Here is an 18,766-nt window from a genome sequence, read left to right as displayed (position 1 = left end):
ACCGGCAAAGGGAAGATATATCCGCAGTTCAGACTATGTGATTAGAGTGACAAAAACGGGCTGCCTCTTCCGGAATGGGAGATATAGAGCATCGCACGAGCCCGCGTGCAGGCGACGAACAGTATGCTCCGTTCACGTTGCAGGGCACGAGCCCGAGCGTCGGGTTCCTCGGGCGGCGGCTCGGGCACCACGCCTTCCGCCACGCCGATGAGCGCCACCCGCTCGAATTCCAGCCCCTTGAGATGTTGGAACGTCGAGGCCCGTACGTCCAGCCCGTCCAGCGCCCGCCTGGCATCCCGCACGAGCCGCGGATTGCGCGCGCCGACGGCGATCTCGTCCGCGGGCACGCCGTCCGCCAGCCACGACTCGACCGTGCTCCGCAGTCCGGCCAGCTCCGACTCCGGCGTCTCGTACGCCCTCACGATGGGCCGGTCGCCGTTACGCGTCGAGCGGAAGCCGTACATATTGGTCGTGCCCTTGACCAGGCCGCTGGCCGGGCCGCCGCGCAGCCGTACCACGAAGGACAGCAGTTCCTGGGGCATCCGGTAGGAGAGCCGCAGCGTGTGCTGGACGGCGGGGATGCCGACCGCGCCGAGCGCCACCCGCGTGTCGGTGATCCGCTGGTGCGGGTCGCCGACCACGAACAGGTCGTCGCGAGCCCGCGGCACCGCCGCGCGCAGCAGCCGCCACTGCGACGGGCTGATGTCCTGCGCCTCGTCCACGATGATGTGACGGTACGGCTTGCGCCCCGGGTCCACGTCGTCGAGCAGGTCGCCCGTCGCCAGGGAGAGCACCCGGAGCGCCTCGTCCGTGAGCTGGGCCAGCGTCCGCGCCCCCGGGCCGACCAGCGCGGGGCGGCGGCCCTCGGCGTCGGCCACGATGCGCAGGGCCAGGCGTTCGGTGTTGCCGACCTCGACCCGCTTGCGGACCACCTCGTCCTCGATCAGCAGGTCCAGTTTCGCCGACAGGTCCTCGGCCAGCGCCTGGGAGAACGTCACGAGCAGCACGGGCCCCGACCCGTGCGCGGCCAGGTGAGCGGCCCGTTGGAGGGCGACGACCGTCTTGCCGGTGCCCGCCCCGCCCACGACCAGCACCGGCTGCTGGAAGCGGGCGGCCCTGGCCAGCCGGTGCTGCGGCGGGTCGAGAAATGTGCACCAGGCAGGCAGTCCGAGCACCCGGTCCAGCTCCACCTTGTCCGCGACGAACGCCGCCCGGTCGGGGCTGCGGCGCAGCGCCGCGTGCAGGTCCTCGGGGTCGATCGGCCCGGTGTCCTCGTCGGAGGCGCGCCAGGCGTCCAGCTCCCGCCACGCCTCGGCGAGCGTGCCGCCGCGGGCCAGCACGGCGAGCGGGACGTGCTGGGTCGGCGGGAGCAGGGGTTCGAGCGCGGCCACGTCGGCCTCGGTCGTGATCAGCCTGAACAGTGGCAGCGCGTGCACGTCGAGGCCGAGCCCCATCAGGTCGCCGTCGCAGATCGGGTCGTACAGCCCGGACGACCTGGCCGATCGGCGTAACGCGGGCTCGACGCGTTCGAGCGCCTCGGCGTCCCACTCCTCGACCACGCCGATCACCGGGTTGACCCCGAACCTGAAGCGTCGCGCGTACGACCAGGCCTCGGGGTCGGGCAGCACCGTACGCAGCCAGTACACGTCCCGCTGCCGCACCACCACCCCGCGATGGCCCTCGGCCAGCCGTAGCGTCGCGACCCGCGGATCCCGGCAGCCCCTGACCCGCTGGGGGTGCGGGGCGCCGGCCACGTTCAGCAGGAACCGGCGCAGCGCGACAACGGCGTCCCTGCGCACCGGCTGGGCCAGTGCGCTGAGCTCCCTGGGAAACTCAGGGCCGATCGCGAGCCGCGGCACCGGCTCAGTCCAGGAGGGCGAGCAGGTCGCGGTCCCCGCGTTCGCGGAGCCTGGTGAGCAGGTCAGGGAGCGCGACCGGTCCCGCCATGCCGATCCTGGTGGCGATCACCCTGGCCGCCTGATCTCGGGTGCCGCCCGGGGCTGTGTACCCGACCAGCCGGAGCGCCTTGGTGATCTTCTCGGCGCCCTGTGCGGCGACCGGGAGGTGCCGGGCCCTGAGCACGCCCTCGTCCGACAGCGTCAGGAACAGGTGCCCGCCCTCTCGCGCGCCCACGTCCACCAGGAGGCGTTCGATGGATTCGAGCACCGGCTTGCCGTGCCACGTCATGGTCAGCTCGCCCGCGGCGCTCCTGACCGTCCGGCTCTCGCCGGGGGACAGGCCCAGGTACGAGGCGAATCCCGTCGGCAGCGTGCACTCGCCGCCGCCCAGCTGCTCGGCCGTCACGTCGATGCGCAACCACCAGCGTCCGTCGGGCTGCCGGAAGCAGCGCCTGGTCTGCGAGACGTCCTTCAGCGGCTGGTACGGCTTGTGCTCCCCGGAGTCGCCGTTGGCCTCCTCCACCTGCGAGGGGGCCGGGGTGAACGCCTGGAACTGCGGCGGGCCCGGGGGAGGGGGCGGCGGCATCTGGGGCGAGCCGAACGCCGACTGCGGCTGCAACTGGGGCTGCGGTTGAGGAGACAGCGTCGCCAGCACGAACTGCCAGGCCGGGACCTCCAGAGCGCGGATCTCCACGTTGTGCCATTCGGCCGCGCCGATGAGCTGCTCCTTGTGGGCGGCCGGGCCCAGGGTCCTGCGCAGCTCCTCCAGATGGGCCCGGTACGGGGCCGCCTCCTCGCTCGCCAGCCAGTGGTCGAGGCGGGTACGGAGCTCGTCCTCGGTGGCGGAGATCTCGGCCGGGGGGACGGCGAAGAGCTTGGCCAGCTGGTCCACGGCGGAGGGCTCGTCGGTGAAGACGCGGTTCTGGGCCACGGCCCAGCTCTTGTCGTCGAGCCCGGCGAACGCGGCCTCGATGAGGTCCGGCAGCGGCTGCCCCTGAGACGGGGCGGGCTCCTGCTCGGGCGCCTCCTGGGCGGCCGGTTCGGGAGCGGGCTCGGGGGCGGGCTCCTCGACGGCGTCGAGCACGGACTGTGGCTCGGGCTGTGGCTCGGGCTGTGGCTCGGGTTCGGGCGCCTCGTCGGCGACCGGCTCGGCGTCGGCGACCGGCACCGGCTCAGCGCCCTCGGCCGCACCCTGCTCCGAAACGACGCCCTCGGGCTCGCTCTCGTGCGAAGCGACGGCCTCGGGTGCCTCCTCATGCGAGGCGGCCTCGGGCTCGCCCTCCTGGGGAGCGGCATCCTCGGGCGCGCCTTCATGCGAAGCGGCGACCTCGGAGATGTCCTCGGAGGCGTCCTCCTGGGGAGCGGCGTCCTCGGGCTCGTCCTCGTGTGCCGCGGCCTCCTCCGGTGTGACGGCCTGGGGCTCGTCCTGCTGGGGAGCGGCGTCCTCGGGCGTTCCCTCGTGGGACGCCACGGCCTCCTCGTCCGCCGGGCGCTCGGCCTCGGCGGGCTCGGGAGGGGCCGCGTCCTCGTCGGGTTCGGGGTCGTCGATGACGGACCCGGCGGGGACGAAGTGGGCGACGGGCTCGGGGTCGTCGTCGATCACCGACCCGACGGCGGCGAACCGGACCACGGGGTCGGGCTCCTCGACCGGCTCGGGGGCCGGCTCCTCGGCCACGGGCTCCGGCTCGGCCGCCGCGGCGGGCGGCTGCTCGGCCGGCGCCGCCTGCTCGCTCGCGGCGGGAACCGGCGCCGGGTGCGCGGGCTCGGCAGTCCGCGGGTGCGCCAGACGTACCAGGACCGCCGAGAACAGCGTGTTCAGCACCGGCCGGGCCTGGATGAAGGGCTGGTCCACCAACTCCCTGCTGGTCAGCTTCAGCAGCCCGGCCCACGATCCGGCCCGGTCGAGGGCGATCGCGACGGCGGGCTCGTCGGCCTCCTCCGGGTCCAGCACGTACAGCGCCGGCAGGACGTCACCCACCGCCGCCGCGGGCCAGTGCTCCAGGGCGATCTCCGTCAGCAGCTCGCCCAACGACTCGGGGCCGATGGCCGCCAGGACGTGTGGCATGGGCAGACTGCGCCACCACGCGTCGGGCAGCTCCGGCTGCCCGGTGAGCAGCGTGATCGTCGTGGCGTCGCTCCACCTCAACGGTGGTACGAGGTCGCTCAGGCAGAAGTTCATCCCGTTCCGTTCACCAGCCCCTCACGCCGCCGCCGCAGCGGTGCAGCCATAATCTCGCCGCCCACGGAACAGACCATAGTCCGGCAAATCAGCCCTACGCATCATGTACAACGCATCAACGCCGAACAGCGGCAAAGCGTAGACGCACGTAGTCGGCCATCCAGCCAGTCTCCCTGCGAAGCGCGGGCGCGGCCAACTCGTTCACACGATGAAGCAGGGGCTCCACGATCTCCGGCGGGAGTCCTTCGAGCACCGACGAGGCGAACATGCGCACCCAGTCGGCGGCCCCGCCGGGGCACTCGTCCAGGGGGGTCGGCCGGTCGAAGTATTCCAGCAGCCTGACCACGAACCCCTCCTGCTCGAGGCGGCGGGCGTACTCGGCGGGCGAGGGAAAGTACCACGGAAGATCGGGTTCGCGCAGGCCGTACTCGCGCCAGGCCGTCAGCATCGCGGCGGTCAGCTCGGCGCAGTTGCCGGCCCCGCCCATTTCGGCGACGAAACGCCCGCCGGGCGTCAGCGCCTCGCGCACGCGCGCGATCACCAGCCCGGGGTCGCGGCTCATCCAGTGCAGCGCCGCGTTGGAGAACACCGCGTCGTACGGGTTCACGACGTTGAAGTCGTGCCCGTCGCCGACGATGAAGTTGATCCCCGGGTACTGCGCGAGGGCCTTCTCGATCATCGCGGGGGAGCCGTCGATGCCCAGCACGTCCGCGCCCCTGAAGGCGATCTGCGAGGTGAGCACGCCCGTGCCGCAGCCGAGGTCGAGCACCCGCTCGCCGGGCCGCGGATCCAGCAGGTCGACCAGCGGCGCGCCCTGCGTGGAGACGTAGCCGAAGCTGCTGTCGTAGGCGCGACTGTTCCACCGCTCCAAGCTCGGTGTGTCATATCGCAAGACGATCAGCTCACATTCGATCAGACAACGGGCCCCCCTGGCCGTGCTGTCTGCTCACTTTAGAGCCTGAACGTCCCTACGACATATCAAGTCACATCGGACTCATCCGACGCTCTTCGTCCATTCCCGGCTGAGATACGCCTTCGCCGCGTCTGCCTGCGGGATTGTCATGAGGACCGGCGGGCCCGGAGCCTTGGGCAGTTTCGCGGCCTGCTCGGTGTCGAGCGTGCCCTTCATGAGCATCGCCTCACTGCGCGCCGGGCGGGCGAAACCCTTCTGGAAGAGGTTCTGGCCCTCGTTCGAGAACAGGAACTCCTGCCAGAGGCGGGCCGCGGCCGGATGCGGGGCCGCCTTGCTGATGGCCTGCATGTGGAAGCCGCCGAGCGGCGCGTCCTTGGGGATCGTGACCTTCCACGCGTCGGAGTGGGCGGCGCTGCGGGCCGCGTTCAGGTGGTCCCAGGCGATGACCGTGTTGGCCTTGGCCAGGTCGGTGAGCCGCCCGGCCTGCTTGAGCTTGGCGAACAGCGCCACCCCCTGCGACGGCTGCGGCACGCCCGAGCGCATGGAGGCGGCCATCACGCCGTCGAACGCCCCGTCCGAGCGCAGCGGGTCGCCGTCGAGCGCGACCCGGTAGCCGGGATTGAGCAGGTCGGCGAAGGAGGCCGGGGGCTTGACCTCGCGCGGGTCGTACCCGATGGACATGAAGCCGCCGTAGGCGGCGTACCAGGCGCCGGACGGGTCCTTGACGTCGTCGGGCAGGTCCTGCCAGCCCTGCACCTTGTACGGGGCGAACCGGTCGGCCCCGGAGACGGCCACGTCCAGGGTCAGGTCGAAGACGTCGGGCTTGAGCTGCGCGGCGGCGTCGAGCTCGCGCTTGCTGCCGGCGGTCGGCTCCAGTTCGTTGACCTTGAGCCCGTACTTGTCGGCGAAGGTCTCGATGATCTCGCCGTAGTTGACCCAGTCGTGGGGCAGCGCGATCACGTTGAGCTGGCCCTCACGCTTGGCGGCCTCGACCAGCCGGTCCATGGTGGCGAAGCCGGCCTTCATGGAGCTCGCCTGGACGTTGATCGGCGGCAGGTTCTTGGGCTGGGAAGAGGTGGAGTGGGTGGACGACGCGCCGCATCCGGCGCTGGCGAGGATGGCTGCTGCGGCGGCGCAGGTACGTACGGTCACACAACGAATACTTACCGTTACATTCGTTCAGGTCGAGGAGGCGCGGCCGGAACGACCTTGGCGGCCACCAGCGTCTCCTCCGGGATCTCCACCACAGTGCCGTCTCGTTTGCGAACTTTGAGTAGTCCGTCCTCCCACGACACGAGGATGCCCACCGCATCTCGAAATCCCCCGGGAACGCGCCTACGGGTGGTGATGCGTGCGCCTATATCCTGATTTGTGATCGCGATGATGAGACGTGCGGCCACGACTTTGCCACCCTCCGTTTCGGCCAGCTGGCAAGCACGGCAATACTAGGGCGTAGCAAACCGCGGTCAGAGACATGCCATGGTGCGGAGAAGAAGGAGCTCGAGGTGACCTACGTCATCGCGCAGCCTTGCGTGGACGTCCTGGACAAGGCGTGCATCGAGGAGTGCCCCGTCGATTGCATCTACGAGGGCGAGCGCATGCTTTACATCCACCCCGACGAGTGCGTGGACTGCGGCGCGTGTGAGCCTGTATGCCCCGTCGAGGCGATTTTCTATGAGGATGACCTTCCCGAGCAGTGGAAGGACTTCTACAAGGCGAACGTGGACTTCTTCGAGGACCTCGGCTCGCCCGGTGGCGCCTCGAAGGTCGGGAAGATCGACAAGGACCACCCGGTGGTGGCTGCCCTGCCGCCGCAGGGTGAGGACCACTAGCCGATCCTGTCACGCCGGGTACGGGGGCATCCTGGCCGGATGCGCCCCGTCGGCGTGCGCTTTTTGAGTACGGGCGAGGGAGCGCCGTCGCCTGGACTGAGGAGCGGCGGGAGCGTAGCGACCAGAGCGACGAGGGAAGGCGACGGCTCCCCAGCGACCGAGTCGCCTCACGAAGTGAGGCCATGAACACGCACAACCCTGGAGAACCGTGAACAAGTTGCCCGACTTCCCCTGGGACCGGCTGGAGCCGTACAAGGAGCGCGCGCTCGCACATCCCGACGGCATCGTCGATCTCTCGATCGGCACGCCCGTCGATCCCGTGCCGCAGATCGTCCAGGACGCTCTCGCGCAGGCGGCCGACAGCCCCGGCTACCCCTTCACGCACGGCACCAAGGCGTTGCGCGAGGCGGCGGCCGGGTGGCTGCGGCGCAGGCACGGCGTCTCCGTCGACCAGCAGGACGTGCTCCCGCTGATCGGCTCCAAGGAGTTCGTCGCCTGGCTGCCCACCTACCTGGGCGCCGGGCGGGTGGTCTTCCCCGAGCTGGCCTACCCCACCTACGACGTGGGCGCCCGGCTGGCCGGAGCGGTGGGCACGGCCTCCGACAGCACGCTCGCGCTCGGCCCCGAGCGCGTCGACCTCATCTGGGTCAACTCCCCGGGCAACCCCACGGGCCGGGTGCTGCCCGCCGAACACCTGCGCAAGGTGGTCTCCTGGGCCCGTGAGCGCGGCGCCGTCGTGGCCTCCGACGAGTGCTACATCGAGCTCGGCTGGGAAGAGGAGCCGATCTCGATCCTCCACCCCGACGTCTGCGGCGGCTCCCACGAGGGGCTGCTCGCGGTCCACTCGCTCTCCAAGCGCTCCAACCTGGCCGGCTACCGCGCCGGGTTCGTGACGGGAGATCCCGTCCTGGTCAAGCGACTGCTGGAGACGCGCAAGCACGCCGGCATGATCATGCCCCAGCCCGTACAGGCCGCCATGACGGTCGCGTTCGGCGACGACGAGCACGCCGACCTGCAGCGCGAGCGGTACGCCGCCCGCCGCGCCCTGCTGCGGCCCGCGCTGGAGCGGGCGGGGTGGCACATCGACCATTCGACGGCCGGGCTCTACTTCTGGGCGTCGAACGGGCAGAGCGCCTGGGATCAGGTCGGGAAGCTTTCCGAAATCGGCATTTTGGTCGCGCCCGGCGAGTTCTACGGATCGGCAGGTGAGCGGCACATCCGCATCGCGGTTACCGCGACTGATGAGCGGATCGGTGCGGCGGTGCGCCGCCTCCAGTAGGATCGCCCGTCATAGCCGGGCAATCCGGCTGACCCGCATAAATTGATAAGGGCTTTTGCCGAGGCAGACCGCGAGTGGAGCGAGCTGATCGATGAGCATGACCTCCATGGTCGTACTCGGGCTGAGCATCGCCACCGTCCTTCTGTTGCTTGGGGCTTTTCTGGCCACCATGCGGCAGGACAGGAAGGGCCGTACGAGCGCGCCACCGGTCGAGGTCGCCCCCATCGAGACCCCGCTGCCGGCGCCGGTGAGCGCGCCCGGGCATGCCGGCACCGACTACACCGACCCTCGCACGATCCGGGTCGGCGACCGGATCGAGGTGCATGGATCTCCCCGCCGGGTGCTCGGCGCGATGTTCGTGTCCTGGCAGGGGCAGCAGTGGGTCGAATATCTCCTGCGGGACAGCGCCCGCCGCTTCCAGTGGCTCTCCGTCGCGGCGCACGAGGGTGATACGCCCCATCTGGAGGTTCAGCTCTGGACGGACGTGCCCACGCAGGGGATGGTCCCGGCCAAGAGCACTCTGGTGATGGAGGGCGTGGAGTTCTCCCCGATCGAGCGGGGCACGGCGGCGTTCCGGAGCGAGGGCGACACCGGCCATCCTGACCGGGGCCTGCTGGACTTCGCGGACTATCGCGCCTCGGACGGGCGGCTGCTGTCGTTCGAACGCATCCAGGGGCAGTCGTGGACGGCCAGTTACGCCCAGCCCCTGCCGCCGGGCTCCATCACCATCGTCCGCCGCGCCTCCTGACCCTGCTCAGGAGAGCTCGACCTGGGTGGTGCCGGCCTTGCCGCCGGTCTGCCAGTTCTCGAGCTTGACGTCGTTCTTCCACGTCGCCCCCGCGTACCCGACCTGGCGCAGCGCGTACTTCTGCGAGTAGGACACCAGCCAGGCGGAGATCAGCCAGCCGCGCCGCTCCGAGGTGACGGCCGTGCTGCCGAGCGCCCTGGCCAGCTGCTTGCGGGCCTCGGTGGTGCGGGGCTGTGGCGCCGGGGTCTTCTTGCCCGGCGGATACCAGCAGTGGACGGCGCGCGGGACACGCCCGGTGAAGGCGGCTGCCAGCAGTTTGGCCTCCGGCTCGTGCTGCGCGTACGCGTAGCCGCCCGCCGAGCGCTGCACCTCCTGGGCCGCTTCGGCCACCGGGATCTTGCGGTAGTTCTTGACCTTCTCCAGCGCGGCGAAGAACTTGTTCGTGGCGTAGACGGGGTCCATGAGCTGCTTCTTGGTGCCCCAGCCCTGCGACTCCCGCTGCTGGAACACGCCCACCGAGTCACGGTCGCCGTAGTCGAGGTTGTAGACCTTGGATTCCTGCAGCGCCGTGGCGAACGCGATCACGACGGCCCGCTCGGGCAGCCGTCGGCGGGCCGCGACGGCCGCGATGGTGGCGGAGATCTCGGCCTGCTCGAAGTCGAGCTCGCGCTTGCCGAGCGGGGTGCGCACGGTGCAGCCGGGCTCCGGCGCCACCGCCAGCGGCTTGGTCCTCTTCAGCAGGTGGAAGAGCCCCACGGAGATGCCCACGGCGAGCACGACGACGATGATCGCGATGGTGATGACTCCACGGGAGAAGCGCAGGCGCACCCTGAAGAACCTACCCGTGGCGGATAAGCTCCGTGGCCATGAGTGACGTGAGCACCACCTCACCGATTTCCCCGGTGGTGGACGAGTTGTGGGAGCGCCGGGCGGAGCTGTCGCCGGCCGACGCCGAGGCGCGCCGGCTGATCGTCGGCGCCGTCGACCTGCTCGACAGGGGCGAGGCCAGGGCCGCGCGCCTGGAGGGTGGCGAGGTGGTCGTGGACGAACGCGCCAAACGGGCCATCCTGCTCAGCTTCAAGGTGCTCGGCATGGCGCGCTCGCAGGTGGGCGACTTCCAGCACCACGACCGGGTCCCGCTCAAGAGCTCGCTCGACGGCGTGCGCGTGGTGCCCGGCGCGATCGCCCGCTGGGGCTCGTACCTGGCGCCCGGGGTGGTGCTGATGCCGTCGTTCACGAACATCGGCGCGTACGTGGACGAGGGGACCATGGTGGACACCTGGGCCACCGTCGGCTCGTGCGCGCAGATCGGGAAGAACGTCCACCTGTCGGGCGGGGCGGGCATCGGCGGCGTGCTGGAGCCGCCCAACGCCGTGCCGGTCGTCGTCGGGGACGGCGCGCTGATCGGCAGCCGCTCGATGATCGTCGAGGGCGCCCGGGTCGGCGAGGGCGCGGTCGTCGGCGCCGGCACGATCCTGTCCGGCTCGATCCCGGTGATCGACGTGCAGACCGGCGAGGAGCTGGCCCGCGGCCACGTCCCCGCGTGGTGCGTGGCCGTCGGCGGCACCCGGCAGAAGGAGTTCCCCGGCGGCACGTTCGGCCTGCCGTGCGTGCTGGTGCTCAAGCGCCTGGAGCCGGGGCAGCGACACGACAAGGCGGCGCTCAACGACGTGCTGCGCGAACACGGAGTGAACACCTGATGCTTGATCTCACGCAGGACGTACGCGCGCTGACCGCGGCGATCGTGGACATCGAGTCGGTGAGCGGCGACGAGCGGGCGCTGGCCGACGCGGTCGAGCGGGCGCTGTCCGCGCTGCCGCACCTCAAGGTCGACAGGTCGGGCGAGACGGTCGTGGCCCGCACCGAGCTGGGCCGGTCCGAACGGGTGCTGATCGCCGGGCACCTCGACACCGTCCCCATCGCCGGCAACCTGCCCAGCCGGGTGGAGGGCGACCTCCTCTACGGGTGCGGCACGTCCGACATGAAGGCCGGCGTGGCGGTCGCGCTCAAGCTGGCGGCCACCGTCCCCGCACCCAACAAGGACGTCACGTACGTCTTCTACGACTGCGAGGAGGTCGAGGCGGAGCGCAACGGCCTCAACCGCGTGGCCAGGGACCACCCCGACTGGCTGGCGGCCGACTTCGCGGTGCTCATGGAGCCGACCGACGGGACGATCGAGGGCGGCTGCCAGGGCACGCTGCGCGCCGAGGTCACCGTCAGGGGCAAGCGGGCCCACAGCGCCAGGTCGTGGTTCGGGGTCAACGCCATTCACGGGATCGAGCCGGTCCTGGCCAGGCTGAACGCGTACGAGGCGCGGCTGCCGGTGGTCGACGGCCTCGAATACCACGAGGGCCTGAACGCGGTCGGCGTCCGGGGCGGGGTCGCGGGCAACGTCATCCCCGACCTGTGCGTGGTGTCCGTCAACTACCGGTTCGCTCCCGATCTGACGATCGAGCAGGCGCAGGAGCACGTACGCGAGGTCTTCGACGGGTTCGAGGTGAGCTTCGTCGACGCCGCGCCCGGGGCCAGGCCGGGGCTGACACACCCGGTGGCGGCTGCCTTCACCGCGGCCGTCGGCGGCACGCCGCGCGCCAAGCTGGGCTGGACGGACGTCGCCCGCTTCTCCGCGCTGGGGGTGCCCGCCGTGAACTACGGTCCAGGGGATCCGAACCTGGCGCACCAGCAGGGCGAGTACGTGTCGCTGTCGAAGATCGTCGAGAGCGAGCGGGCCATGCTCAACTGGCTCACAATATGAAAGTGGCCTTCCTCGCCGGCCATTTGGCGGGGAAGACCACTTTCAGTCCCGAGCAGCACCCTCGTGCAGTTAGACGCAGGGGGGTCGAAATCCGGTTCCCTGGTTTTTTCAAGATTTTTTAGAGGCTGGGTTCACCGGCCTGACCTGCGGTGTTCGCGCTCAGGACGCCCATCTCGCCCGAAGAGGGCTAGCGTGACCAGCATGGAACAGTCACGTCCTGAACGCCGTCAGGGCCAGGCGGTCGTACGCGGCCGCCTGGTGCCCAGCTCCACGCACGACCAGCGCCTGCTCGCCCGCCAGGGGTCCTCTGACTGGGTCCACATGGACCCGTGGCGGGTGCTGCGGATCCAGGCAGAGTTCGTGGAGGGCTTCGGCCAGCTCGCCGAGCTGCCGCCGGCGGTCACGGTCTTCGGCTCGGCGCGCACCGCGGACGGGGCGCCCGACTACCGGCAGGGCCGCGCGCTCGGCCAGGCGCTGGCCGAGGCGGGCTACGCGGTCATCACGGGCGGCGGCCCGGGCGTCATGGAGGCCGCCAACCGGGGCGCGAGCGAGGTGGACGGGGCGATGTCGGTCGGGCTCGGCATCGAGCTCCCGTTCGAGCAGAGCATGAACGACTATGTCGACCTCGGCATCGAGTTCCGCTACTTCTTCGTGCGCAAGACGATGTTCGTCAAGTACTCGTGCGGCTTCATCGCCCTGCCCGGCGGTTTCGGCACGCTGGACGAGCTGTTCGAGGCGCTGACGCTGGTGCAGACCCACAAGGTCACCTCCTTCCCCGTGGTCCTGATGGGATCGGAGTTCTGGGGCGGGCTGCTCGACTGGATCAAGAGCACGCTGCTCGGCACCGGCAAGATCGCCGCCCAGGACCTCGACCTGATCACCCTCACCGACGACGTGGACGAGGCCGTGCGCATCATCGTGGACGCCGACCTGGCCCGCTCCAGGCAGCGCGAAGAGGAGCTGGAAGCCGCCGCGGCCCAGTACGCCGAGCCCCAGTAGGCTTCCTGGATGTGAATATCTGCGTCTACTGCGCCTCCAGCCTGAACATCGACAAGAAGTACATCGATCTGGCCGGACACGTGGGCGCCGAGCTCGCCAAGCGGGGTCACACCCTGGTGAGCGGCGGCGCCACGGTCTCCTGCATGGGCGCGGTCGGCTCGGCCGTCCGCGCGGGCGGCGGCCGCACGATCGGCGTGATCCCGCAGGTGCTGGTGGACGTCGAGGTGGCGGACGAGGAGTCGGACGAGCTCATCGTCACCACCGACATGCGCGAGCGCAAGGGGATCATGGACGCCCGCTCCGACGCGTTCCTCGTGCTGCCCGGCGGCATCGGCACGCTGGAGGAGCTCTTCGAGATCTGGACCGCGCGGGTGCTCGGCATCCACGACCGCCCCCTGGTGATCCTCGACCCCTGGGGTCTGTACGACCCGCTCAAGCAGCTGATGAACCACCTGTACGACGAGGGCTTCACCCGGCCCGACGTCTTCGACGCGATCTCGTGGACCTCCACGGTGGAGGAGGCGTTCGCCCACCTGGAGGCGCGTCCGCAACCGGTCCGGCCCAGCGTCGCCGAACTCGGCGAGGCGGTCGGCTGACCGGCGCGCTCACCGCCCGGAGACGCACGGACTGCGGCAAGTGCGGGACCTCATGCCCCGATGGTGTGAGTACGATGCCAATGTGCTGGTCATTCTCGCCATCGCCGCCATCGCCATCTTGGCGTGTGTGGTCTTGGTCTCCCTCGGTAGGGGCGGTGAGCTGACCGAGTTCCCGCCGGATGTGCCGCCTCTCGACCTGCCCGAGCCCGGACAGTTGACGGCGGTCGACTTCATGGCGCTCCAACTTCCGGTCAATCTGGTCGGCTATCACACGGCGAGCGTCGACGAGACCCTGCGCAGGGCCGCCAACGCGATCAGCGCGCGTGACACGCGGATCGCGGTGCTGGAGCAGCGGGTCTCCGAGCTGCTGTCGAGCCGGTTGCACGCGCGCCAGGAGATCTACGCCGCGCCCGGGGCGGGGCTGCGTACCGACCACGCTCCAGAAGCCCCGGCGGTGGCGCGCGAGCTGCCGGAGTCCGGCGATCCCGTGGAGGTGAGCGGCGCCACGGTGTCCTGGGACGGCACGCCGGACCTGCGGCGGGCGCCGGAGGACCCGGAGTGGCGGATCCCGCCGGGCGACGGCGAGCCGGCCTTGGAGACCGCTCCGGACGAGCAGGCCGAGGCGGAGTCTCCCGACGGCGAGGCCCCAGCGGCCGAAAGCACAGCGGCCGAGACCGCAGCGGCCGAGGAGGCCGCCGCCGTTGTGGAGCCCTCCGTCGATGAGAAGCCGGACGAGAAGCTCGTCGAGGAGGACGACCCGGTTTCCGAGCCGGTGGACGAGTCCAAGGACGGCGCGGAGACCACGCAGGCCGCGCCGCCGGCCAAGGACGGGGACGGGCGCCCGTGACCGAGCTGATCCGGTGCTCCTGGACGGGCATGGCGGGCAACGCCGCCTACATCGCCTATCACGACGACGAGTGGGGCCGCCCGCTCACGGGTGACGACGCGGTCTTCGAGCGTGTGGCCCTGGAGGCGTTCCAGTCGGGCCTGTCGTGGCTGACGATCCTGCGCAAGCGGGAGAACTTCCGAGCGGCCTTCGACCGGTTCTCGATCGCCAAGGTGGCCGCGTACACCGAGCAGGACGTGGAGCGCCTGCTCGGCGACGAGGGCATCGTGCGCAACCGGGCCAAGATCGAGGCCGTGGTCGGCAACGCCAGGGCCGCGACGGACCTTTCCGAGGGCCTGTCGGACCTGGTGTGGCGCTACGCCGACCCGGAGGCCCCCGTGCCGAAGAGCATGGCCGACGTGCCCGCCACCACGCCCGGCTCCAAGGCGCTGGCCAAGGAGCTGAAGAAGCACGGCTTCAGGTTCGTCGGCCCGACCACGGCCTACGCGTTGATGCAGGCCATCGGCCTGGTCAACGATCACATCGAGGGCTGCGTGGCCCGTTCGCGCTGAGCTCGAAGGTGTGGGTCGCGCCGAGTGACCCGCCGAGCTCGACGGTCACGGCGGTCGTCTCCCCGGCCCGCGCCGTGACGGTGTCGTTGGCCCTGATGAGCCCGCCCAGTCGGTGGCCGAACGTGATCGTCACGACGTCCACCGTCCGGCTCGGGTCGGCCACCGCCACGGCCACCCGCCCGCCGGCGCGCCGCACGATCACCACGCACGGCGCGTCCACCGCGATCTCCCCGACGGTCCCGGCCGTCCAGAACACGGCCGCGAGCAGCCCCCGCGCCCCAACGGCCTGCAGCTCGGCGGTGTTGGCGGCCACCCGCACGGGACGCCGCCCGCGGTACCTGCGGGTCCGCTCGCGCGTCGCGCCCGGCAGCACCGTGTACGTGTAGGAGGCGTTCACGGGGTTGACGCCGTGGTCGATCCAGAGGCTCGCGTAACGCCGCGTGACGGGCTCGACCGCGCCGCCCGTGTCGTCGCCCGCGTTGATGTCGCGCCACCTGCCCGTACGCGTCTCCACGGCGCACTGAGCGCCGTCCAGCACGTAGCCCGCGACTCCGGGCAAGTGCGCCCAGCCGTCGCCGACGTGTGGCCGCGCGTCCGTGGCCCGGTTCTCCACCACGGTCACCACCCCGCGCCCGTCCGAGCCGGTGATGCCGCTGCCGAGCGCCACCACGGCCGCGTCGAGGAAGAACCACGACTTGCGCGCCCGCAGGCTCGCGCCCTCGCTCGTCAGCTCCATCACGGCGGCCCCGTACCGGCCGTCGAGCACCGCGCCGCCGGCCCACGCGCCGGGCGGGCAGTGAGCGCGGAAGGAGAGGTCCGCGCGCTCGCGGTCGTCGACGGTGGTCCCGGGCAGCCGGTACGGGTCCACCGTCGGCCAGAAGCCCTCGCCGAACTGGCCCAGGTCGCTCGTGTAGAGGTAGGTCATGCCGTCGCCGGTGTACCAGCCGTGCAGGTTCTCGCCGTTGATCGCCTCGTACGCGGCGATCCGGCGCGACGAGAGGCTGAGCGCGAACGACCAGGTGGGCCGCCGGTGCACGATCCGGTCCATCGAGGGGAACACGAAGTGCCCGACGGGTCCGGGCGCGGCCTCGACGTTCACGTCGCGCAGCACCGCGACCGCCCGCCGGGTCTCCGGCACGTCCGCGTGCTCCAGGTAGGGGCGGGCCTTGCCGCGCTCGATCCACCCCTTGGCCAGCTCTCGGAAGCGGCCGGCGTACGGGTCGGGCGCGCTCCTGGCCAGCAGCAGGACGGCGCCGATCAGGCCATGGCCGGCCACGGCGTCGGAGAACGCCTGCCGCGTGGCCGCCCGCCCCCTGACCGTGTCCATCAGCAGCCCGTCGTGGACGAACGGCGCGTACGACCGCTCGACCGCGTCCAGGACCACGGGCAGGCCCGGATCGCGGACCTGCCACGGCGAACCGTTCAGGAGCGCGAGCGCCTCGGCGACCGCGATGATGAGCGACAGGCCGTAGGAGCCGGTGTACGCGACGCACTCGTGCTGGATGAACGACCCGTCGCGGTAGAAGCCGTCGCCGGACTCGACGTGGCGGAACACGCTCCTGAGCCCGCCGTCGCGCACGTCCGACAGGCCGTCGCGGGCCAGCGCCAGCTTGTCCGCGCTGCGTCCCGCGATGCCGCGGAAGGCGAGGATGGAGGCCTTGTCGGCCCGGTTGGCGCCGCTCTCGCCCGCCTGCGGGTTGCCGGCCCGGCGGTCGGCGTCCGGGCAGAACCGGTCCACGGCCGTCAGGTAGGCGTCGAGCCTGGCCGCGTCGAGCCGGTCGCCGAGCAGCACGCACAACCTGCTCAGGTGGGCGGGCGTGCCGATCTCCCAGAACCACCAGTTGCCCGTCTCGGGGAGCCGCTCGTTGTAGTGGCGCTCGTGGAGCACGTCGAGCGCCTCCACCACCCGGGCCGCGACGGCGTCGTCGCCGTGCTGCGCGGTGCCGGGCGTGGCCCAGGCCGTGGCGATCCGCCGAAGGCGTCCGTAGCTGCCCGTGACGTTGCCGGGGTCGCCGGCCGGCGGCAGGTCCGGCCAGAGCGTTCCGGGCGCCATCGCGGCCAGCAGGCCGCCTGCGGCCTCGCTCAGCCTGGCCAGCGGCCCGGCGTAGACCGGATCGGAGACGTCGATCCCGCCGCCGGTGAGCAGGCCGAGCGCGCCCGCGCGGAGAACGTCGAACGCGGGCCCGCCTCCGGCGGCGGCCTCCTGCGCGACCGGATTCGGTGCGGCCGGGTCCGGTGCGGACGTCACTCGGCGCGGAACGTCGGGCGTTCCTTGGCGAGGAAGGCGCGGGTGGCGTTCAGGTGATCCAGGGTGGCGGCGCATTCGTCCTGGAGGTCGGCCTCCATGGCGAGCGAGTCGGGCAGCGAGTGGGTCGCGGCGTAGGCCAGCGCCCGCTTGGTGGCGGCGTAGGCGAGGGTCGGGCCCTGCGCGAGGCGTACGGCCAGCTCGTGGGCGGTCTTCAGGACGTCGTCGGCGGGCACCACGCGCGTGACCAGGCCCAGCTCCAGCGCGCGGGCCGCGTCGAGCGGCTCGCCGAGCAGCAGCAGCTCGGCCGCGCGGCCCTGGCCGACCAGGCGCTGCAGCGTCCAGGAGGTGCCCGAGTCGGGCGCCAGGCCGATGCCGGCGAACGCCAGCGCGAACTTCGCCTTCTCCGAGGCCACCCGCAGGTCGCAGGCGAAGGCCAGGGACGCGCCCGCGCCCGCGGCGACGCCGTTGACCGCGGCCACCACCGGCTTGGCCATGGTGGTGATCAGCTCCACGATCGGGTTGTAGTGGACGCGGACCGTGTCGGCCAGGCCGCGGCCCGCCTCCAGGTTGCCGGCGTGCTCGCGCAGATCCTGGCCCGCGCAGAAGGCCCGGCCCGAGCCGGTCAGCAGCACGGCCCTGATCGCCGCGTCGCCCGCCGCGCGGCGCAGCGCGTCGAGGAGCGTGTCCTTGGTCTCGGCGGTCAGCGAGTTCATGGCGTCGGGGCGGTCGAGCGTGATGGTGGCGACCGTGTCGGCCACGTCATAGCGGATCAAAGTAACTCCCTCTCGACGAACGCGGCGGCTGCGGGCAGCAGCCGGGCGGCCTCCTGCTCGAAGTACGCCCTGGCCTTCTCGCCCGGCCAGCCCGCGGGCAGCAGCTCCGGCGGCAGGCCCGGGTCGCGGAACAGGAAGTTGCGCCAGCCGTGCACGAGCCTGCTCCTGGTGGCGAACACCTGGTCAGCCGGTGCTCTCTCGGGCAGCGTGCTGATCAGCGTGACAGCCTCGGCGAGCCAGTGCTCGTACGCCTCGCCGATGGCGGTCAGATCCCACGCCCTGGCCACCAGCTCCCGCGGGTCACCCTCCAGCGCCGAGTCGAACCGGTCGGCCCGCACCCCCTCGCCGTCGAGCAGGTTGTCCAGCTCGATCGAGGATCGTGGACCGATCCACGTCGTCTCGGACAAGGACGCGTACCCGAGGAAGGCCAGGTCCGCCCTGAGCCGCTCCCTGCGCGGCCGCTCCTTCACCGGCGCGAAGACGATCACGTGCCACCGGCCGTGCCAGGTCAGCGTCCCGGCTCGGTAAATTCTGAGCGCGGCCTCGTCCAGGCGCCGGCCGCATTTCGGGGTCAGCCCGTAGCCGGCTCCCTGCGGGAGTTTCACCGGCCGCAGCCACCCTTGGCGCACCATTCGTGACACAGCGGTGCGGACGGCGGGAGGGGCTATTTCCAGGGGTTTCATGAGCCTTACGAGCGAGGCGACGGACGCCTGTCCACCGCGCGAGCGCAGGTGGTCTCCATAGAGATCGAACAGAGCGGCGCGAGCGTGCACGAAGTCCAGTTTGGACGCCATCGCACGGCTCGACAACGCATTCTGGGAGGAGATCGTTACCCATGAGCGCTCTCGATGCGGGAGAATAGGACATCACAGAAGACGTGAATGCGCCGACCACCCCTCACGGGCGGTCGGAAATCGCGGGCCGCGGGAGCCCAAGGCAGGAAGGGATGCACGCATGGCGGCGATGAAGCCGCGGACCGGCGATGGTCCGCTCGAGGTCACCAAGGAAGGGCGCGGCATTGTCATGCGGGTCCCCCTGGAGGGTGGCGGCCGGCTCGTCGTGGAGATTTCCGCCGACGAGGCGAAGGCGCTCGGCGAGGCGTTGAAGAACGTCGTCGGCTGAGAGCTCCCGAAAGACCACCTTTTCCA

At 71.2% G+C, this 18,766-nt stretch carries 19 protein-coding genes; 10 read left to right on the top strand and 9 right to left on the bottom strand.

Annotated elements, in window-relative coordinates; translation table 11 throughout:
- Nucleotides 1-41 precede the first annotated feature (41 nt).
- From AB0L65_RS08595 to AB0L65_RS08575, 5 genes are all read right to left on the bottom strand, one after another.
- Nucleotides 42-1,859: a UvrD-helicase domain-containing protein gene (locus AB0L65_RS08595; RefSeq protein ID WP_364242048.1), complete on the bottom strand. Its 1,818-nt coding sequence runs from the start codon at nt 1,857-1,859 to the stop codon at nt 42-44.
- 4 nt (nt 1,860-1,863) lie between these two features.
- Nucleotides 1,864-4,077, bottom strand: coding sequence for a hypothetical protein (locus tag AB0L65_RS08590; protein WP_364242045.1), 2,214 nt, complete (start codon nt 4,075-4,077; stop codon nt 1,864-1,866).
- A gap of 115 nt (nt 4,078-4,192) precedes the next feature.
- A complete protein-coding gene (locus AB0L65_RS08585; protein ID WP_350725518.1) occupies nt 4,193-4,948 on the bottom strand; it encodes a methyltransferase domain-containing protein in 756 nt (251 codons plus the stop codon).
- A gap of 123 nt (nt 4,949-5,071) precedes the next feature.
- A complete protein-coding gene (locus AB0L65_RS08580) occupies nt 5,072-6,142 on the bottom strand; it encodes an ABC transporter substrate-binding protein (protein ID WP_364242042.1) in 1,071 nt (356 codons plus the stop codon).
- A gap of 17 nt (nt 6,143-6,159) precedes the next feature.
- Nucleotides 6,160-6,390 (bottom strand): hypothetical protein, encoded by a 231-nt coding sequence (locus AB0L65_RS08575; protein WP_364242039.1) that lies wholly within the window; start codon nt 6,388-6,390, stop codon nt 6,160-6,162.
- Nucleotides 6,391-6,495: 105 nt separating this feature from the next.
- Here AB0L65_RS08575 and fdxA point away from each other — a divergent pair, with 105 nt between their 5' ends.
- The 3 genes from fdxA to AB0L65_RS08560 all read left to right on the top strand — a co-directional run bounded on the left by fdxA (nt 6,496) and on the right by AB0L65_RS08560 (nt 8,849).
- Nucleotides 6,496-6,822, top strand: coding sequence for a ferredoxin (gene fdxA, locus AB0L65_RS08570; protein WP_080047500.1), 327 nt, complete (start codon nt 6,496-6,498; stop codon nt 6,820-6,822).
- A 208-nt stretch (nt 6,823-7,030) separates the two neighbouring features.
- Nucleotides 7,031-8,101 carry a succinyldiaminopimelate transaminase gene (gene dapC, locus AB0L65_RS08565; RefSeq protein WP_350725514.1) on the top strand — a complete coding sequence of 357 codons (1,071 nt, stop codon included), beginning with the start codon at nt 7,031-7,033 and terminating at the stop codon, nt 8,099-8,101.
- 91 nt (nt 8,102-8,192) lie between these two features.
- Nucleotides 8,193-8,849: a DUF4178 domain-containing protein gene (locus AB0L65_RS08560; protein ID WP_364242035.1), complete on the top strand. Its 657-nt coding sequence runs from the start codon at nt 8,193-8,195 to the stop codon at nt 8,847-8,849.
- Nucleotides 8,850-8,855: 6 nt separating this feature from the next.
- On the opposite strand, the gene AB0L65_RS08555 is transcribed toward AB0L65_RS08560, so the two are convergent.
- The gene (locus AB0L65_RS08555) at nt 8,856-9,677 is read right to left on the bottom strand and encodes a hypothetical protein (RefSeq protein ID WP_364242032.1); all 822 of its coding nucleotides are present in this window, start codon (nt 9,675-9,677) and stop codon (nt 8,856-8,858) included.
- Nucleotides 9,678-9,715: 38 nt separating this feature from the next.
- Here AB0L65_RS08555 and AB0L65_RS08550 point away from each other — a divergent pair, with 38 nt between their 5' ends.
- The 6 genes from AB0L65_RS08550 (at nt 9,716) to AB0L65_RS08525 (ending at nt 14,597) form a co-directional block, all read left to right on the top strand.
- Nucleotides 9,716-10,549: a 2,3,4,5-tetrahydropyridine-2,6-dicarboxylate N-succinyltransferase gene (locus AB0L65_RS08550; RefSeq protein ID WP_319709156.1), complete on the top strand. Its 834-nt coding sequence runs from the start codon at nt 9,716-9,718 to the stop codon at nt 10,547-10,549.
- Nucleotides 10,549-11,604 carry a succinyl-diaminopimelate desuccinylase gene (dapE, locus tag AB0L65_RS08545; RefSeq protein ID WP_364242029.1) on the top strand — a complete coding sequence of 352 codons (1,056 nt, stop codon included), beginning with the start codon at nt 10,549-10,551 and terminating at the stop codon, nt 11,602-11,604. The genes AB0L65_RS08550 and dapE overlap by 1 nt, the downstream gene beginning before the upstream one ends.
- Nucleotides 11,605-11,805: 201 nt before the next feature.
- Nucleotides 11,806-12,603: a TIGR00730 family Rossman fold protein gene (locus AB0L65_RS08540; protein ID WP_364242026.1), complete on the top strand. Its 798-nt coding sequence runs from the start codon at nt 11,806-11,808 to the stop codon at nt 12,601-12,603.
- Nucleotides 12,604-12,614: 11 nt separating this feature from the next.
- Complete coding sequence (locus tag AB0L65_RS08535) at nt 12,615-13,199, top strand: TIGR00730 family Rossman fold protein (RefSeq protein WP_350725504.1); 585 nt, start codon at nt 12,615-12,617, stop codon at nt 13,197-13,199.
- Between the two features lie 82 nt (nt 13,200-13,281).
- Nucleotides 13,282-14,046, top strand: a complete 765-nt coding sequence (locus AB0L65_RS08530) for a hypothetical protein (protein WP_364242023.1) — start codon at nt 13,282-13,284, stop codon at nt 14,044-14,046.
- A gap of 29 nt (nt 14,047-14,075) precedes the next feature.
- Nucleotides 14,076-14,597 carry a DNA-3-methyladenine glycosylase I gene (locus AB0L65_RS08525; RefSeq protein WP_364242814.1) on the top strand — a complete coding sequence of 174 codons (522 nt, stop codon included), beginning with the start codon at nt 14,076-14,078 and terminating at the stop codon, nt 14,595-14,597.
- Here the strand turns inward: AB0L65_RS08525 and AB0L65_RS08520 are convergent.
- Genes AB0L65_RS08520 through AB0L65_RS08510 form a run of 3 tightly spaced genes read right to left on the bottom strand, consistent with a single transcriptional unit; the run spans nt 14,557 to nt 18,412 of the window.
- Entirely contained in the window at nt 14,557-16,845 is a 2,289-nt protein-coding gene (locus tag AB0L65_RS08520) for a polysaccharide lyase 8 family protein (RefSeq protein ID WP_364242020.1), read from the bottom strand. The two genes, AB0L65_RS08525 and AB0L65_RS08520, sit on opposite strands and share 41 nt — an antisense overlap.
- The gene (locus AB0L65_RS08515; protein ID WP_364242017.1) at nt 16,842-17,618 is read right to left on the bottom strand and encodes an enoyl-CoA hydratase-related protein; all 777 of its coding nucleotides are present in this window, start codon (nt 17,616-17,618) and stop codon (nt 16,842-16,844) included. Before AB0L65_RS08515 ends, AB0L65_RS08520 begins: the two co-directional genes overlap by 4 nt.
- Nucleotides 17,615-18,412, bottom strand: coding sequence for a PaaX family transcriptional regulator C-terminal domain-containing protein (locus AB0L65_RS08510; protein ID WP_355197185.1), 798 nt, complete (start codon nt 18,410-18,412; stop codon nt 17,615-17,617). The genes AB0L65_RS08515 and AB0L65_RS08510 overlap by 4 nt, the downstream gene beginning before the upstream one ends.
- Nucleotides 18,413-18,572: 160 nt before the next feature.
- Here AB0L65_RS08510 and AB0L65_RS08505 point away from each other — a divergent pair, with 160 nt between their 5' ends.
- Nucleotides 18,573-18,740: a DUF3117 domain-containing protein gene (locus AB0L65_RS08505; RefSeq protein WP_020545024.1), complete on the top strand. Its 168-nt coding sequence runs from the start codon at nt 18,573-18,575 to the stop codon at nt 18,738-18,740.
- Nucleotides 18,741-18,766 lie beyond the last annotated feature (26 nt).

The sequence above is a fragment of the Nonomuraea sp. NPDC052116 genome (assembly GCF_040680035.1).
GTDB classification, from domain to species: Bacteria; Actinomycetota; Actinomycetes; order Streptosporangiales; family Streptosporangiaceae; genus Nonomuraea; species Nonomuraea angiospora_A.
This window is presented reverse-complemented; position numbering and strand designations above follow the sequence as displayed.